The 15,214-nt window shown below is 41.2% G+C and carries 13 protein-coding genes, 1 other RNA gene and 1 pseudogene; 2 read left to right on the plus strand and 13 right to left on the minus strand.

Translation table 11 applies throughout. The features are described from left to right. Nucleotides 1–288 precede the first annotated feature (288 nt). The gene (locus AC1ECF_RS06235) at nt 289–867 is read left to right on the plus strand and encodes a lasso peptide biosynthesis protein (RefSeq protein WP_480388546.1); all 579 of its coding nucleotides are present in this window, start codon (nt 289–291) and stop codon (nt 865–867) included. 190 nt (nt 868–1,057) lie between these two features. On the opposite strand, the pseudogene AC1ECF_RS06240 reads toward AC1ECF_RS06235, so the two are convergent. The 9 genes and pseudogenes from AC1ECF_RS06240 to secG form a co-directional block, all read right to left on the minus strand. After that, nucleotides 1,058–2,049: pseudogene (locus tag AC1ECF_RS06240) on the minus strand (ISL3 family transposase); the annotation flags it as partial. Between the two features lie 396 nt (nt 2,050–2,445). Further along, nucleotides 2,446–3,660, minus strand: a complete 1,215-nt coding sequence (locus AC1ECF_RS06245; protein ID WP_480388547.1) for a DUF6575 domain-containing protein — start codon at nt 3,658–3,660, stop codon at nt 2,446–2,448. Next, nucleotides 3,647–4,045 carry a hypothetical protein gene (locus AC1ECF_RS06250; protein ID WP_480388548.1) on the minus strand — a complete coding sequence of 133 codons (399 nt, stop codon included), beginning with the start codon at nt 4,043–4,045 and terminating at the stop codon, nt 3,647–3,649. Before AC1ECF_RS06250 ends, AC1ECF_RS06245 begins: the two co-directional genes overlap by 14 nt. 379 nt (nt 4,046–4,424) lie before the next feature. After that, a complete protein-coding gene (locus AC1ECF_RS06255) occupies nt 4,425–4,586 on the minus strand; it encodes a hypothetical protein (protein WP_480388549.1) in 162 nt (53 codons plus the stop codon). Between the two features lie 131 nt (nt 4,587–4,717). Continuing rightward, nucleotides 4,718–5,071, minus strand: a transfer-messenger RNA (tmRNA) gene (gene ssrA, locus AC1ECF_RS06260). A 147-nt stretch (nt 5,072–5,218) separates the two neighbouring features. Continuing rightward, nucleotides 5,219–5,686, minus strand: a complete 468-nt coding sequence (gene smpB / locus AC1ECF_RS06265; protein ID WP_480388550.1) for an SsrA-binding protein SmpB — start codon at nt 5,684–5,686, stop codon at nt 5,219–5,221. A 46-nt stretch (nt 5,687–5,732) separates the two neighbouring features. Next, nucleotides 5,733–8,042, minus strand: coding sequence for a ribonuclease R (rnr, locus tag AC1ECF_RS06270; protein WP_480388551.1), 2,310 nt, complete (start codon nt 8,040–8,042; stop codon nt 5,733–5,735). A gap of 45 nt (nt 8,043–8,087) precedes the next feature. Further along, entirely contained in the window at nt 8,088–8,834 is a 747-nt protein-coding gene (locus tag AC1ECF_RS06275; RefSeq protein WP_480388552.1) for an alpha/beta hydrolase, read from the minus strand. 109 nt (nt 8,835–8,943) lie between these two features. Then, nucleotides 8,944–9,171, minus strand: a complete 228-nt coding sequence (gene secG / locus AC1ECF_RS06280; protein WP_480388553.1) for a preprotein translocase subunit SecG — start codon at nt 9,169–9,171, stop codon at nt 8,944–8,946. Between the two features lie 461 nt (nt 9,172–9,632). Between secG and AC1ECF_RS06285 the strand changes: the two genes are divergently transcribed. Next, nucleotides 9,633–11,120 carry a hypothetical protein gene (locus tag AC1ECF_RS06285; protein ID WP_480388554.1) on the plus strand — a complete coding sequence of 496 codons (1,488 nt, stop codon included), beginning with the start codon at nt 9,633–9,635 and terminating at the stop codon, nt 11,118–11,120. A 237-nt stretch (nt 11,121–11,357) separates the two neighbouring features. Here AC1ECF_RS06285 and AC1ECF_RS06290 read toward each other — a convergent pair whose 3' ends face one another. The 4 genes from AC1ECF_RS06290 to tpiA are packed head-to-tail and all read right to left on the minus strand — an operon-like array spanning nt 11,358 to nt 15,213. Beyond that, nucleotides 11,358–11,579 carry a hypothetical protein gene (locus tag AC1ECF_RS06290; protein WP_480388555.1) on the minus strand — a complete coding sequence of 74 codons (222 nt, stop codon included), beginning with the start codon at nt 11,577–11,579 and terminating at the stop codon, nt 11,358–11,360. Between the two features lie 46 nt (nt 11,580–11,625). Continuing rightward, entirely contained in the window at nt 11,626–12,918 is a 1,293-nt protein-coding gene (gene eno / locus AC1ECF_RS06295) for a phosphopyruvate hydratase (RefSeq protein ID WP_480388556.1), read from the minus strand. 2 nt (nt 12,919–12,920) lie between these two features. Beyond that, nucleotides 12,921–14,459: a 2,3-bisphosphoglycerate-independent phosphoglycerate mutase gene (gene gpmI / locus AC1ECF_RS06300; protein WP_480388557.1), complete on the minus strand. Its 1,539-nt coding sequence runs from the start codon at nt 14,457–14,459 to the stop codon at nt 12,921–12,923. Next, entirely contained in the window at nt 14,452–15,213 is a 762-nt protein-coding gene (gene tpiA, locus AC1ECF_RS06305) for a triose-phosphate isomerase (RefSeq protein ID WP_480388558.1), read from the minus strand. The genes gpmI and tpiA overlap by 8 nt, the downstream gene beginning before the upstream one ends. Nucleotide 15,214: the final 1 nt, after the last annotated feature.

Genomic DNA, 15,214 nt, shown 5'->3' on the forward strand with positions numbered 1-15,214 from the left:
AAGAAACCTTTTAATCTATTATACCGTAACCAGGAAATAAAACTATCTATAGTCAGCTACATTAATGTTAATCTAATCCAACCTTTTAAAAAATAGTTGGATTAGATGTTAAATAAAGAAAGCAATACTGTTTTTTTTACTCCTATATTTGCCTTTGCGAGTAAAGAAATAAATCCATCTATAAAGTAAAGTTTTCTTGCTCTATTCAATTAACCATAACATTTATGGTGTATTATTCCAATAATGTGAATGATATAATTAACAATATAAGAGGGAAGGGAGAAGGTTATGAAAAAAGCAACTTTAAGTCAAACTAAGTCTTTTCGAATAGTAGCTACAGAGACTCCATTCGAGCACGAACAAAAGGAGAAGATTTTTAATACTTTTTTTGCAATATCGGATTATTATAAAAAACATCCTAATCCAGGTGCATGCCATTTAATCTCCAGCATTTTTCATGTTTTATTAAGAGAACAAAAAATTGATAACGAGTTATGTATTGGAGAAGTAAAAGTAGAGACACAGTATTTTGACCACTCATGGGTTGAAATTAAAGGAAAGGTTTTCGATATTGCTATACAACTTACATTAGATAAGGCTATAAATGCTCCAGTATACGGAGGATATGATTTATCTACGTTAGACGTGCCTAATAGAGTTTACGGTACTCAGTCCCCTAGCGGATTTGATACTGATGCCAAACAAGTATTTAATTCTCCGTTCGTTAAATACATGGACGCATATCCGAATTTTCAAGAAGGTGCATGGAAGATTGTTAAGTTAATAGGTAAGGAGCTTCGCCTAAAATTAGAAAGAAATGAACTCAGACAGAAATACGCCGAAACAAGACGTATCTTAAAAAAATAAATTTTACGTCTGTAAAATAAGAACATCATTCCTTTGCTGTTATATGCCTAACATTAAGAAGGATAAAGTTCACTTACCATATGAACTTGTTGCGTATTCAGAATATACAATCTATATCTCTTTTCTTCAAAAGACCAAATTATATAGGTTCTAAGTCTAATGTTGGGGTGAAATAATTTCCGCATGAATTTCATCCCACATGAACACCCATATTTTTATACTTTAAATTTAATAAGATCTTCGCCTTGAAGTGATTGAAACGTCTGAATCCATACGTATTCCGTTTCATCACTTTTGTTTTTTTGTTAATGCCCTCCAAGAAGCCATTAGAATAGCCGAATGTAAAGCTATTCAAGATTTCAGTCTGCCAGTTTTTGAAGGTCTGAACCGCTCGCTTAAATGCAGGGATTCCCGACTCATCCACTAGTTTATAAAATTCAAAGAGTCCTTCTTTGATCTTCGCTAGATTCTTTTCTTTTTTGGAGCAATCAAACCATTCGCAGTATGCCTGTTTTAATTCATATGCAGCTTTTAGGACGGGCGACATTTCTGTATATCACGCTAAGTAGAATCGTTCCTTCTCTTTCAGCTTTACAGGACGTTTATAGAGCACATGACGCATTCGCTTGCACTGACTTCTCGACGAACCGAGTCCAATGCCCAATAAATATAACGACAAAAATGAAAGCGGTCTGCTACAATGACCGTCTTCCTAAAGACTGACGGACAGCTGATTTAAAGCATATGCTCATATCCATCACAACGACTTTCACTTCACTACCATAGCGTCTTAAATAATCTTTAATCGTTTCTTTGCGACTGTTTGGCAAGATATCGATCGGTTCTCTGGTTTCGGCATCCGCAATAATTAGTTGGTATTTTCCTGCATCTGTATCGCCCTTGTATTCATCAATCGCAATGGCCTTCGGCAATTGAACACCTTTGACCATCTCTTTGTGTGCGACTTTCTTAAAGCGGCGGATTACTTGTCGTGCTGGAGATTCCCGTCACTTCCTCCGCCTCTTTAAATGTCTTTGCTTTAATCGATTGAATACTTAAAGCTTGATTCGCTTCTTTGCTAAAACGTTGATAACGCTCGATAAAGTCTGTTTTTTAAGCGAAGCGCTTCCTACAAGTACACACATAACGACGACGCTTGTAGAAAATAACGGTCATACGCTTGACGTGGTAGTTCAACCGAAATCGCCACGCCCATCTCCAGCTCTTCTATTTTTTTAATTTCTACACCTTAGAATCCTGGGATATTCATGTTAAAATTCAAACAGCACAAATCACCTTTCTATTGCTTGTTTCTCGTCAATTCAAGTATATAAAAAAGTGTGATTTTGTGCTTTTTTTTATTGTGAAGTTGTTTGGATACCCCAACAAATATTATAGAACCAAAAGAAAAAACCCTTGATAACAAGGGTTTTGACACTGTATGAAATCATATGATTTCGTTATAAGAATTATTTCTAATTCGATGTAGTTCGGTGGCAATGTGGAGTTTCTACTATAGAATAAACTTGAAATGAATAATCCGATTCAACTCTTTATTTTTCAAAGACTTATCGACACCTATTCAGGTTGCTCATAATCAACAAGAATATATTTAGTTGTATGCTGATCCTCAATATAATCATTAATCGTTTCTATCTTCAGAGTGGCTTTGATTTTACTTGGAACTTTAAATTGTAGTTGCCCATCCTCTTTTAACTTTTTAAACATTTCTTTAGACATCTTACCGCTTATATCTCCAAATATTTCAGAAAGAATTCTAAACTTGTTATTTATGGTATTTATAGATGTTAACATCCCTTCAATTTCAGTTACACTTTCTGTAATTTCACTTTTTTCCCTCAAAATATCTGTTAATACATTAAGTTTATCGTAGGAATTTACTTCAAACTTTACAGCTTTTCTAGTTCTAGACTGTGTATCGGCTTCTAATATTAATGTAAATCTTTTATCTGCCACATCTTTCAGCAAATTATTTACATTTTTTATAGTGGCGAGAGAATACACTTCATCAATTTCTACCTGTTCTTTAATTACTTCAGATTTTTTGACTGGTATATCCCCTATGATATCGAATAAATAATTTAATGACTTTTCCTGTATTTCGAATAAATCCCTCTCGAGAGGTTCTGTTTTTAATATTACTCCAAAAGAAGAGGGTTGAAGTGAATCGATTCTTAAATTGATTTCTGAGTTAGTCTCTGCACCCAATAATTTAGTTCCAATATCACTTGCAATTTGATTCAAAGATTTCTTTAAATTATTTAGGACACCAATGAAAACATCTAGTCCAATATCATGACTATTTCTAGAATCTTTTAATACTAATTTAACCATAGATGTATCAATAAGATCTTCTGCTACTTCTACCAATTCGTTATCAGTATGATAATCATATTCTACAAAATAATCCACTTCCGGGAAGCTATTCGGGAGTAAGTTTTCTTGGGTTACTGGTATTATCTCTATATATTCATCATCATTTTGTATATTTGAGTCGATTGTTAAATAAGTCAATCTAGATTTTTCTTTAAGATTATTTAATAAAGCTAATACTGATGTTCTTTTATATATCAAATTTTGTAACTCTTTATTTGAAATCCTACTGAAAAACCATTGATCCATATTATCTTCTAACTTTTTTATATAATAATTTAAATACAATTCATCTTGTTTATTTTTAGATATAAAAAATAAAGGAAAATCAAAGTATTCAAAGACATGGATAAGTTCGGTACTAGCTAACTCACGGTATGTAATTTTACTCTTCTTCACCATTCTTCTCCTCTCTTGTAAACACTCTTACCATATCTACCCCCTTATAAAGCCATAAATTTATATGACCATTCTTTGTGAAGAGTTTTCCGCAACTGGATGTTATCTTACCCGAAGCAACTTTTTTATCCCTAAAAAACGGAAATCTTTGAAGAGCTTTCTCAACTGCCTCCTCTGAAGTATAAAAGGAAATGGCTAGTCTACCGCATTCCTGATAAGATGGGTACTTCATTTCTCTTTCCTTATGTGATTTAAAATCAATTGGTTCCACTTTTTCATTTTCAATAAACCTGTATACAGGGTCAACGTCTTTAGAAATGGCCTTTTCTGGAGGACAAGTCTTTGGCAATAAAGCGTCCATATCTTCTTTGTGAATAAAAACCATCGTTATATCTTTCTCCTTCTTATTTTATTCTTATACCTGTGAGTTATGTACATAAAGAAACATTTTACTTACAATGTAAAATATAACAATTAAGATAGAATAAAGAAAGTAGTATAAAGAAAAGGATTATAATTTGTAATATACATATCAAATTATTATTGATAAAGTAAAATATCAATCTTTTTAAGATTAATATATACCTAGTAGGTAATAAATATAAAGTTAAAAGGTCTTACCTACAATCCATTTTGATTCAATCAACATACCGTGAGCTTGTATTAACGTCCTAAATACCGTTGCATTGCCTGTTTGCTGGATGTTATCTATCATGGAATCGAATACGTCTGGTAGTCTGTCTTTTGTAACCCTTACGATTTCTCTAGATAACGCTTCTTTTGCTTATCTCCATTTGCCGAAATACGATACGTAGCGCTTGAATGATTTCTAATCCTACGTTTCTTATAGACGTTCTGTTTATCGTAATATTATCAAAGCGCTTATCTACTGCAAATACGCCATGCTTACGATTATTTTTAGACAACAAAAAACCCTCCAATCCGTTAAAGATTAGAAGGTCGATTGTTAAGCGAAATATGCTTGCGACTAGCAAACGTAAAACGCCCCGATGTAGTTATAACCGTTGATATACCGCCACAAGTGACGGTTACCAATGTATGGAGACGGCGGGATTTGAACCCGCGTCCAGAAACTCTAACACTTAAGCTTCTACGCGTGTAGCTTACCTATTTGGGTTTCGCGTGACATTATGCCGATAAGCGGGCGTCCTGTACGCTAACTTGGAAATCTCTTGCTGGCAGCTCAAGTGGCACTGACAGCCGTATCCCACTAAGAGTGAGCTCTACCTAGCCACATGGGCGATGGATAGTTAGAGCAGATCCGAGCTTACGCTGCGAATGCTAAGTTGTTGTTTGTTTTGCCTGTTATTATAAGGTCCGTTTTTACAGAGCCGAGCCTCTGACGCGCAACTCAAGCTTAGATCATCCCTGTCGAATCCATAACGTCCCCGTTTATGGAATAATGTAAGCTTCGTTACAGTGATAATGATACATCAAAGTTGGTCAAAATTCAAGGGAAAGGCTTGTTCCAATGCTAGCAGGTTCTTCCTTGCCAGCTGCTTGGTTTAGAGTTCTGGCTTGTTTGCGGTCCGGCTCTTTATTGATTCCGTGCCTTAAACGCACGCTCCATCTCGCGTTTTGCTTCCTTCTGCTTCAGGACGTCGCGCTTGTCGTAGTCCTTCTTCCCTTTTCCTAGTCCGATTAATACCTTGGCGTAGCCATTTTTAATATACATCTTCAAAGGGACGATGGTGTAACCCTCGCGCTTTGTTTCTCCGATTAACGTGTTGATCTGCTTTTTGTGCAGCAGCAGCTTACGTGAGCGAAGTGGGTCGTGGTTGAAGCGATTCCCTTGCTCGTATGGGCTGATGTGCATGTTGGAGATCCATGCCTCGTTGTTTCGGATTCGGACGAAGGAGTCCTTTAGCTGTACCTTCCCGTTTCGGATGGATTTGATCTCGGTTCCCTGCAAGACGATCCCCGCCTCGAAGGTGTCCTCGATGAAATAGTCATGGCTCGCCTTTTTGTTTTGGGCAAGCACCTTGTCGTCGTGTTTCTTTGCCAATGGATTCACCCCTACACAGCGTTGAGGAGCGCGCTGTTACGCTCCTCTATTTTTTCTTTGGTCTCTTTCTGCGCTGCGATTTTTTCGCAACGGATTCGTAGAATTTCTTTTTCTGTTTTGGTCCTTTTTTCGGTCCTGGCTGAGATTTGTCCTTACGATCCTTGCCGCTGCCTCTTTTGGAGGCATGGATGACCTTAGGAGTCTCCTTGCGAGTTCGGCCGAAGGATTTCTTCATTCCCACTACCTCGAAGTCGATAGCAGCCTCCTCTGGATTAACAGAAGCCACTCGAACAGTCACTTCGTCTCCAATTCGGAACTGCTTACCAGAGCGCTCGCCGATCATCATCATTTGACGGTCATCGAAGCGATAGTAGTCATCTGTCATGTTCGTTACGTGGACAAGCCCCTCAATCGTGTTAGGAAGCTCGATAAACATCCCGAAGTTTGTGACAGAGCTTACGATACCTTCAAACTCTTCGCCGATCTTATCGGCCATATATTGCGCTTTTTTCAGTGCATCCGTGTCACGCTCTGCATCTACTGCTCGGCGCTCACGCTTCGACGTATGCTCCGCGATATCGTCCATGATTGCTCCCCAGTGGTTAATCGTTGCAGAGGATACATCTCCGTTCACCAGATACGTACGGATCAATCGGTGCACGATCAAGTCCGGGTAACGACGAATCGGTGAAGTGAAATGCGTATAGAACTCAGTCGATAAACCGAAGTGTCCTAGACATTCCGCGTAATATTTCGCCTGCTGTAGTGAGCGAAGCAGCATAGTCGAGATTACCGGCTCCTCTGGCATTCCTTCAATACTTTCGATGATTTCTTGAAGTGCCTTCGGATGAATATCGTTTCCTGAACCCTTCACGACTAAGCCGAAGTTTGTCAGGAATTCGAAGAAGCGTTGTAGCTTCTCTGGCTTTGGATCCTCATGGATACGATAGATGAACGGTACATCCATCCATTTGAAATGCTCTGCTACTGTTTCATTGGCAGCAAGCATGAACTCTTCAATTAGACGCTCTGCTACTGTACGCTCACGAATGGATACGCCAGTTGGCCAGCCGTCTTCATCTATCGAAATTTTTGCCTCTGGGAAGTCGAAATCGATTGCCCCACGACGCTCTCTTTTATTGCGCAGAATCTCTGCAAGCTCTGCCATTAATTCGAACATCGGCACGAGGTCTTTATAGCGCTCGATGAGAGCCTCGTCCTTTTCCTCTAGTATCTTGTAAACATCGGAATACGTCATACGCTCCTTTGTCTTGATGACACTTTGGAAGATTTCATGCGATAATACCATACCAGAGCCGTCGATGATCATCTCACAGGATAGCGTCAAACGGTCCACCTGTGGATTCAAGGAACAGATTCCGTTCGACAGACGATGTGGAATCATCGGGATTACACGATCTGCCAAGTAAACGCTCGTTCCTCTGTCATACGCTTCACGGTCAATCGGCGAGCCCTCCGTCACATAATGGCTAACGTCTGCAATGTGGACACCCAGCTTATACGTACCATCTGGAAGCTTCTGCACTGTTACAGCATCATCCAGGTCCTTCGCATCTGCTCCGTCAATCGTTACGATCACTTCATTACGAAGGTCACGACGATTTTCTAGATCCTCTTCAGCGATTTGGTCTGGCACGGATTCCGCTTGGTCGATTACGTCTTGCGGGAAGTCGATCGTAATACCGTGCTTATAGATAATAGACAGGATATCGACACCTGGGTCATTTTTATGCCCAAGAATCTTCGTAACAATCCCTGTAGCCGAGCGTCTTTCACTTGGCCATTCGGTGATTTCCACTACTACCTTATGCCCTTCAATGGCACCTAGCGTGTCACCCTTTGCGATGAATACATCCATCGGAACTTTCTTATCATCCGGGATGACGAAGCCGAAGCCTTTATTATCCTGGAACGTTCCTACTACCTGTGTAGTACCGCGTTGGGTAATTTTGATGATTGACCCTTCACGACGGTCTCCAGAGGATTCCTTCGATACGCGGATGAGCACCTTGTCTCCGTTCATCGCACCATTCGTTTCCGTTGGTGGAATAAAGATATCGTCCATGCCATCTTCTTCTGGGGCAACGAATCCGAAGCCCTTTGCATGCCCGATAAATGTTCCTGCGATTAAATTCATGCGAGCTGGGACACCATAACGATTAGAGCGTGAGCGAACTACCTGCCCAGCGTCCTCCATTTGGACAAGTGTTTTGACGAGTGTTTTAAAATCGTCTGCATCCTCTAATTGTAAATGCTCCTCGATTTCCTTTGTGGTCATCGGCTTATATGCTTCATCGTTCATTAATTCCAATAATGTTTCCTTTAAATTGTCCATCCTAAAACATCCCTCCTTTTTCAGCGTGTGCGCAATCGGCCTGTTTTACACATTCCAGTCCAGTGATTCTAAAAAGTTTAGTATATCAGCGTGTAGCTGCTCCTTTTCGGAATCTAGCGTAATAACATGACCCGAGTTTTCATACCATTTGATATCTTTGTCGAGTGATTCTGCCTGCTCGTATATGTAGTTGGCAGAGTTAATGTCGATCACGGTATCCTTCTTCCCTTGCGTCACTAGTAACGGTGCATAGATATGATCCACTTTTTCGCGGACGTTGTAGACGAATTCACGCAGCTCACCAAGTGTTTGCATTGGTCGCTGGCGGATTGCCTCTACTTCTTCTTCTATCTGCTCCGCCGACTTTCCTTCATATCGTTTATAATCTCTTGCGTATTTTAACACTCCCTCAAACATGAGGTCCGTTGTTCTCATCGTCATCGGCGAGCACATCGTGACAATTCCTTTTACAGGGACTGTATACCCCAATTTTAATGAAAAAATGCCTCCGAGTGAAAGTCCAGCAACCGCTATCTCATCATAGCCCTCAGCCTTTAAGCGGTCATATGCACGGATCACATCCTTCCACCAGTCTTGTGGTCCTGTCTCCAGCAGCTCCTCTGGCGGCACCCCATGTCCCTTGTAATGTGGCGCAAGGGATGTATAGCCGTTCTTCTCTAGAAATCTCCCAAGCATTCGGACATCTGAGGAGTTCCCCGTGAAACCATGCAGCAGTAGGACAGCACGTTTTCCAGCCTGGAAAAAGAATGGCTTCGGTGTCGTAATTCTCATTCAATAAAACCTCCGTTCACACCTATTGCTTTTATTTTAGCTTATGTATAAAAAAATAGAAAAGAAAACGCCTAACCAATCGACTGTTGGCCAGGCGTACGCATGCTTATTAGAATTTCATAACAGCAATTGTCAAAATAAAGAACAATACTGAAAGAACAATCGTCACTCTATGTAACACAAGGTCCATACCTCGAGCTTTTTGTTTGCCAAATAGTTGCTCAGCTCCACCGGAGATCGCTCCTGACAGTCCAGCACTCTTTCCTGATTGCAATAATACAACAACAATCAAAGCAAGTGACACGATTACTAATAATACCATTAAAAATGTACTCATTGTTACACCTCCTGATAGAAACTTTCACAACAACTCTTATCATAACAAAGATATTAGAAAGTTACAATAGTATGAACAAAGATATAGAGTTAATTCCATCTGCTAAAAAGAGGAAATTCATATTATAATAGACTTATAAAGTGAAACTTTGATTGGTGGGGGTTTTCTTTATCCCCCACCAATCATTAGTTGAACCAATCGGGCTTTTAGGGACAGTTGATCTCCCACTTAGCTGTCTTATTTCTTTTGCCATCTTGAAGTGGGAGTCTTACTGTCCCTTAATGCGGGATAAAGTGAAACTTTGATTGGTGGGGGTTTTCTTTCATCCCACACCAATCATTAGTTGAACCAATCGGGCTATAGGACAGTTGATCTCCCACTTAGCTGTCTCCCATCTTGATGTGGGAGTCTTACTGTCCCTTAATGCGGGGCACAAATATTTAGGAAAAGAGATAATCATCATGAAAAACAGACTATGGATTTTCGCCATCCTTATTGCCTTAGGCTTAATCGGCCTAAACTATTGGTTTACCTTAAACGAGCAAACTTCGCTTCCATCTGAAAAATGGACTAGAGCCTTCTCGGTGGATGCCCCAGAAAGTAGATTCTCTGTCATTCAAGTTGTCGAAGAGGATGCTGGTTACACAATCAGTTTAAGAGATTTTGATAATCAATACGTGCTGGGCTGTGATAGGGAGCTAGATTGTGAGCATTTGCATACATATGAGATTTTCACTACCACGAAGAATACGTGGAGTGACCGGGACAAATTTTATTATTACCGCAATGAAGCACTGATTCGCAAAGACGCTTCTGGTGAAGAGATTATCGCTAAAGGCGTTGATAACTTTGTTGTGAATAAAGAGCAGCTAGTCTATTGGACGAAGGAGCAAGAGGTGGTAGTAGGTGATCAAGTGACTCCTTTTGTTGAGCCTATCTATGACGTGCAGCTGGTGAGTGATGTCGTGTTCGTGGTAACGAAGAGTAAGACAGAGAACCAGTTTGTCGTTTATCAGCTAGCTGATGGAGTGAGGGAACTTTTTGCGTTTAAGCTTGGTACAATGGATATCGTCAATTCATTGGACTTTATGGAAATGAAGGACGGCTATGGAGTGCTTGCAGAAACAACACTGATTGCTGGCGGCTCGAAATCCAAAACGATTCAGCTTGCAGCATTTGATTTGTCTGAAAACCAACAGGTCGCATTTGAGACAGTGACTTTTATGAGTGAAGAGACAGGCCGCAAGCTATCCGGTGTAGGAACGCCAAGCATACTTACTGCGGGTGATGCCACCTATGTAGCCTTCTCTGCGTCCAACCAATTATACGCTGGCAAGCTTGAGGGTTTGGTTGTGACTGCTTCGGCATTTAGCAAAGCCGGTGAGCATAACGACCGTCCGACCATGCTGAACGAGGATACGGTGCTCTTTTTTGATATCGAGGGCACGAAGAAGCATTTACAGTTTGCATCCTCTGATGCGGAATTAATTGAAGAAAGTAAACAGCTTCAAGATGGAGACTTGAAGGAAGCTTTGTACTCGTTGATTTCTAAGGTGTTTACTGGGTTTATACTTATCATCTTCTCTTTCACTTGGATCGTCGCTACTTTGGTGATTGTCTATGGATTGCTGGTGGGATTGCAAAAGAAGCATATTGTGAACTTGCATAGCAAAATCTTTGGCTTATTTGTTTTAGTGCTTTTCATTTCCCAGGCAATCTTCTTCACGCAGATGATATCGATTGAAACTCTCCTTAGTACATTGCCTTTCGTGGAGAGTAGTCTGCAATTGGTGGGCTTGTTACTGGGAGGGGTTCTTTTATCTGTCGTGCCGCTTGTGATTAGCAAGCTGCGGGTCACAGACGAGTCATTTAATTTTGCGGTCATGTTTACGACGTTGTTTAACTTGGTGGTCGTTTGTTTACTGATTGGCCCTTATATGTATGGATAAGATGGAATGGGAAAGCTGCTTCTGGGGAAGCAGCTTTTTTGTTTTGTGAGGGGTTTTTTCTTTTAGGTGGTCGAGGTGGCGGAATTACAACATTGGCCGTGGTTTTTACAACATTATGGTCTGTTTTTACAACATTGGAGGCTATTTTTACAACATTCTTTTTCCGCGGAAGAAGAATTACAACATTACCGCTCATTTTTACAACATTAGGGTCAATTTTTACAACATTCTTTTTCTCTATGAATGTCCTGAGAGAAAAAGTGCTACAATCAAGTCCATTTCTGCTACAATGACCCCCATTTTTGCTACAATCCCTAGAGTTTTTGCTACAATGGATCCCCGCAGAAGAAAAACTGCTACAATCAAGGCCATTTTTGCTACAATGACCTCTATTTTTGCTACAATCCCCATGGTTTTTGCTACAATGAGTCTCCCAGCCGCACTAATTTCCCACACCAAACAAAAAAACCGCCCACAAACATGTGGGCGGCCCATTATATCTCACTTATCGTAGGTTGTAGAAAGTGTTCTTTCCTAGGTATTGAGATGTTCCGAAGAGTTGGTCTTCGATGCGTAGTAATTGGTTGTATTTTGCTACGCGGTCAGAGCGTGATGGTGCTCCTGTTTTGATTTGGCCAGCGTTTGTTGCTACTGCGATGTCTGCGATTGTTACATCTTCAGATTCACCAGAGCGGTGAGAGATTACTGCAGTGTAGCCAGCGCGTTTTGCCATTTCAATTGCGTCGAATGTTTCAGTAAGTGTACCGATTTGGTTTACTTTGATTAGGATAGAGTTTCCTACGCCTTGCTCAATTCCTTGTGCAAGTTTTTTCGTGTTTGTTACGAATAGGTCGTCTCCTACTAATTGAACGCGGTTTCCGATACGCTCTGTTAATAGCTTGTGGCCATTCCAGTCGTTTTCGTCTAAACCGTCTTCGATAGAGATGATTGGGTATTTGTTGCAAAGCTCTTCGTACCAATCAACCATTTCTTCAGAAGTTCTTACAACGCCTTCTCCTGATAAGTGGTACTTGCCATCTTCTTTGTTGAATAGCTCAGAAGAAGCTACGTCCATTGCAAGTAATACTTCTTCGCCAGGCTTGTAGCCAGCTTTTTCGATTGCAGTCATGATAGTTGCAAGTGCTTCTTCGTTAGATTTCAAGTTTGGAGCGAATCCACCCTCGTCACCAACAGCTGTGTTTAATCCTTTTTCTTTCAATACGCCTTTTAAGCTGTGGAAAATTTCAGCGCCCATGCGAAGTGCTTGGCGGAAAGATTCTGCTCCTACTGGCATGATCATGAATTCTTGGATGTCCACGTTGTTGTCGGCATGCTCACCGCCGTTTAAGATGTTCATCATTGGAACAGGAAGCTGTTTAGAGTTAAAGCCACCTAGATATTGATATAAAGGAACATCTAAGTAGTCAGCAGCTGCGTGTGCTACCGCCATAGATACACCTAGAATAGCGTTTGCGCCTAGGTTTCCTTTATTTTCTGTACCGTCTAATTCGATCATTGCACGGTCGATAGATACTTGGTCAAGAACAGAGAAGTTTTCCTCTAATTCATTAGCAATTATGTTGTTTACGTTCTCAACTGCTTTTAGAACTCCTTTTCCAAGATATCTTGATTTATCGCCATCGCGTAGCTCTACTGCCTCATATTCACCAGTAGACGCACCAGATGGAACGATTGCACGACCAAAAGCTCCACTCTCTGTAAATACTTCTACCTCTACTGTTGGATTTCCACGTGAATCTAATACCTCACGTGCTTGAACTTGTGTAATAATTGGCATTTTCAACTCTCCGTTTCCATTAATGTTTTACCTGTCATTTCAGGCGGTGTTTCTATTCCTAATAAATGTAACATGGTCGGTGCCAAATCGGCTAAAATCCCTTCGTCGCGAAGCGTTACTCCCTTTTTCGTTACGATAACAGGGACTGGATTTGTTGTATGAGCCGTCATTGGCTTTCCTTCCATCGTAGTTACCTCGTCTGAGTTTCCGTGGTCTGCTGTAATAATCGCAGCGCCACCTTTTGCTAAAATAGCATCTACTACTCTGCCTAGACATTCGTCTACAGCCTCGATTGCCTTCACAGTTGGCTCAAGCATTCCGCTGTGTCCTACCATATCTGGGTTCGCGAAGTTTAGGATGATTGCATCAAATTTATCTGCTGTGATTTGTGCAACCAATGCTTCCGTAACTTCATACGCACTCATTTCCGGCTTCAAATCATAAGTAGCAACTTTAGGAGAATCAATAAGGATACGCTCTTCTCCTGGGAAGGTTGCTTCACGACCACCACTCATGAAGAATGTAACATGCGGATACTTTTCCGTTTCCGCAATGCGTAGCTGTGTTTTATTCTCATGTGCCAGCACTTCACCTAATGTGTTGTGAAGGTCCATCGTTTTAAATACGACATTTGCCACGACATCTTCGCTGTAGTGTGTGAATGTCACAAGCTTCAAGTTTTCTGGATGTTTATCGCTTCGAACAAAACCATCAAAGCCTGGCGTTTTAAGTGCCATGGATAGCTGGCTTGCTCTATCTGGTCGGAAATTAAAGAAGATAATCGCATCTCCAGAGTCGATTGTTGCAACTGGCTTGCCATCCTCTTCAATTACGAAAGGCATGACAAACTCGTCAACGATATCTGCGTCATAAGAGGACTCAATGCCCTCCCTCGGAGACTTGCTAGTTCCACCAGTGCCATCGACCATTGCCTTGTAAGCTAGCATCACACGATCCCAGCGTTTGTCACGGTCCATTGCATAGTAGCGTCCGCTAACTGTTGCAAACTTACCGATTCCGATTTCTGCGATTTTTTCTTCTGTTTCCTCTACAAAGCCTAATGCTGTTCTCGGGCCAACGTCACGACCGTCTAGGAAAGCATGGATGTAGGCTTGGTCTAAGCCCTGCTCCTTTGCTAGTCGTAGCAATGCAAATAGATGGGAGTAGTGACTGTGCACGCCTCCATCAGATAGAAGGCCAAGCAGGTGAAGCTTTCCTCCTGTCTTCTTTACATGGTCGATTGCAGCAATGAGCTCAGGCTCTTTAAAGAATTCTCCATCTCGGATGGATTTATTAATACGTGTTAGGTTTTGATAAACAATTCTCCCAGCACCTATATTTAAATGGCCAACCTCTGAATTCCCCATTTGTCCCTCTGGAAGACCAACTGCTTCACCTGAAGCAATCAGGTGAGAAGTCGGGTATTCATTCCAGTAACGATCGAAATTGGGTTTATTCGCTTGGGCAACTGCGTTTCCGAAAGTCTCTTCACGCATTCCAAAGCCATCTAAAATAATTAGTGCCACAGGACTTTTAGACATTTGCTCCAGCCTCCAAAAGCTTCACAAAAGAATCCACCTGGAGACTTGCTCCACCAACTAAAGCCCCGTCAATATCTTCTTTTGAAAGCAACTCTTCGATATTTTCCGGCTTTACGCTACCTCCGTATTGAATACGGACTGCAGCAGCTACTTCTTCACCGTAGCTATCCAGGATTGTTTCGCGAATTGCACGGCATACTTCATTCGCATCATCCGCTGTAGCAGTTTTACCTGTACCGATTGCCCAAATAGGCTCGTATGCGATGATGGATGCTTTTACCTGCTCCTCGGAAAGTCCCTCTAGCGCAGCAGATACTTGACCGGATACAATCTGCTCGGTTTGATTTTGCTCGCGTTGCTCTAAGGACTCTCCTACACAAATGATAGGAGTGAGTTCATAGCTGAACGCAGCCTTTACTTTTTTATTCACAGACTCGTCTGTTTCGTTAAAGTATTGGCGTCTTTCGGAATGTCCGATTACTACGTAGCGAACGCCAATTTCTTGGAGTTGATGCCCACTAACTTCCCCAGTGAATGCGCCTTCCTTTTCCTCGTGCATTGTTTGAGCCCCGATAGAAAGATAGGAATCCTTCGTTTCCCTCACAAGTCGGTCTAAATACAATGCTGGGGCGCAGATAACTGCTTCTACCTTTTCAGAGGAGATGTTCTCCTCACGTAACCCTCTTACAAAGTTTGTAGCCTCTTGTAACGTTTTATACATTTTCCAGTTTCCCGCAATCACTCGTTTACGCAAT

This window comes from Psychrobacillus sp. Z3-81 (assembly GCF_056620325.1).

Coding starts and splice junctions, on each gene's coding strand:
- secG (WP_480388553.1), bottom strand. CDS start 9,171: ATGAGTACATTTTTAATGGTATTATTAGTAATCGTGTCACTTGCTTTG.
- AC1ECF_RS06250 (WP_480388548.1), bottom strand. CDS start 4,045: ATGGTTTTTATTCACAAAGAAGATATGGACGCTTTATTGCCAAAGACT.
- rnr (WP_480388551.1), bottom strand. CDS start 8,042: ATGGACAATTTAAAGGAAACATTATTGGAATTAATGAACGATGAAGCA.
- gpmI (WP_480388557.1), bottom strand. CDS start 14,459: ATGTCTAAAAGTCCTGTGGCACTAATTATTTTAGATGGCTTTGGAATG.
- AC1ECF_RS06235 (WP_480388546.1), top strand. CDS start 289: ATGAAAAAAGCAACTTTAAGTCAAACTAAGTCTTTTCGAATAGTAGCT.
- eno (WP_480388556.1), bottom strand. CDS start 12,918: ATGCCAATTATTACACAAGTTCAAGCACGTGAGGTATTAGATTCACGT.
- AC1ECF_RS06275 (WP_480388552.1), bottom strand. CDS start 8,834: ATGAGAATTACGACACCGAAGCCATTCTTTTTCCAGGCTGGAAAACGT.
- AC1ECF_RS06285 (WP_480388554.1), top strand. CDS start 9,633: ATGAAAAACAGACTATGGATTTTCGCCATCCTTATTGCCTTAGGCTTA.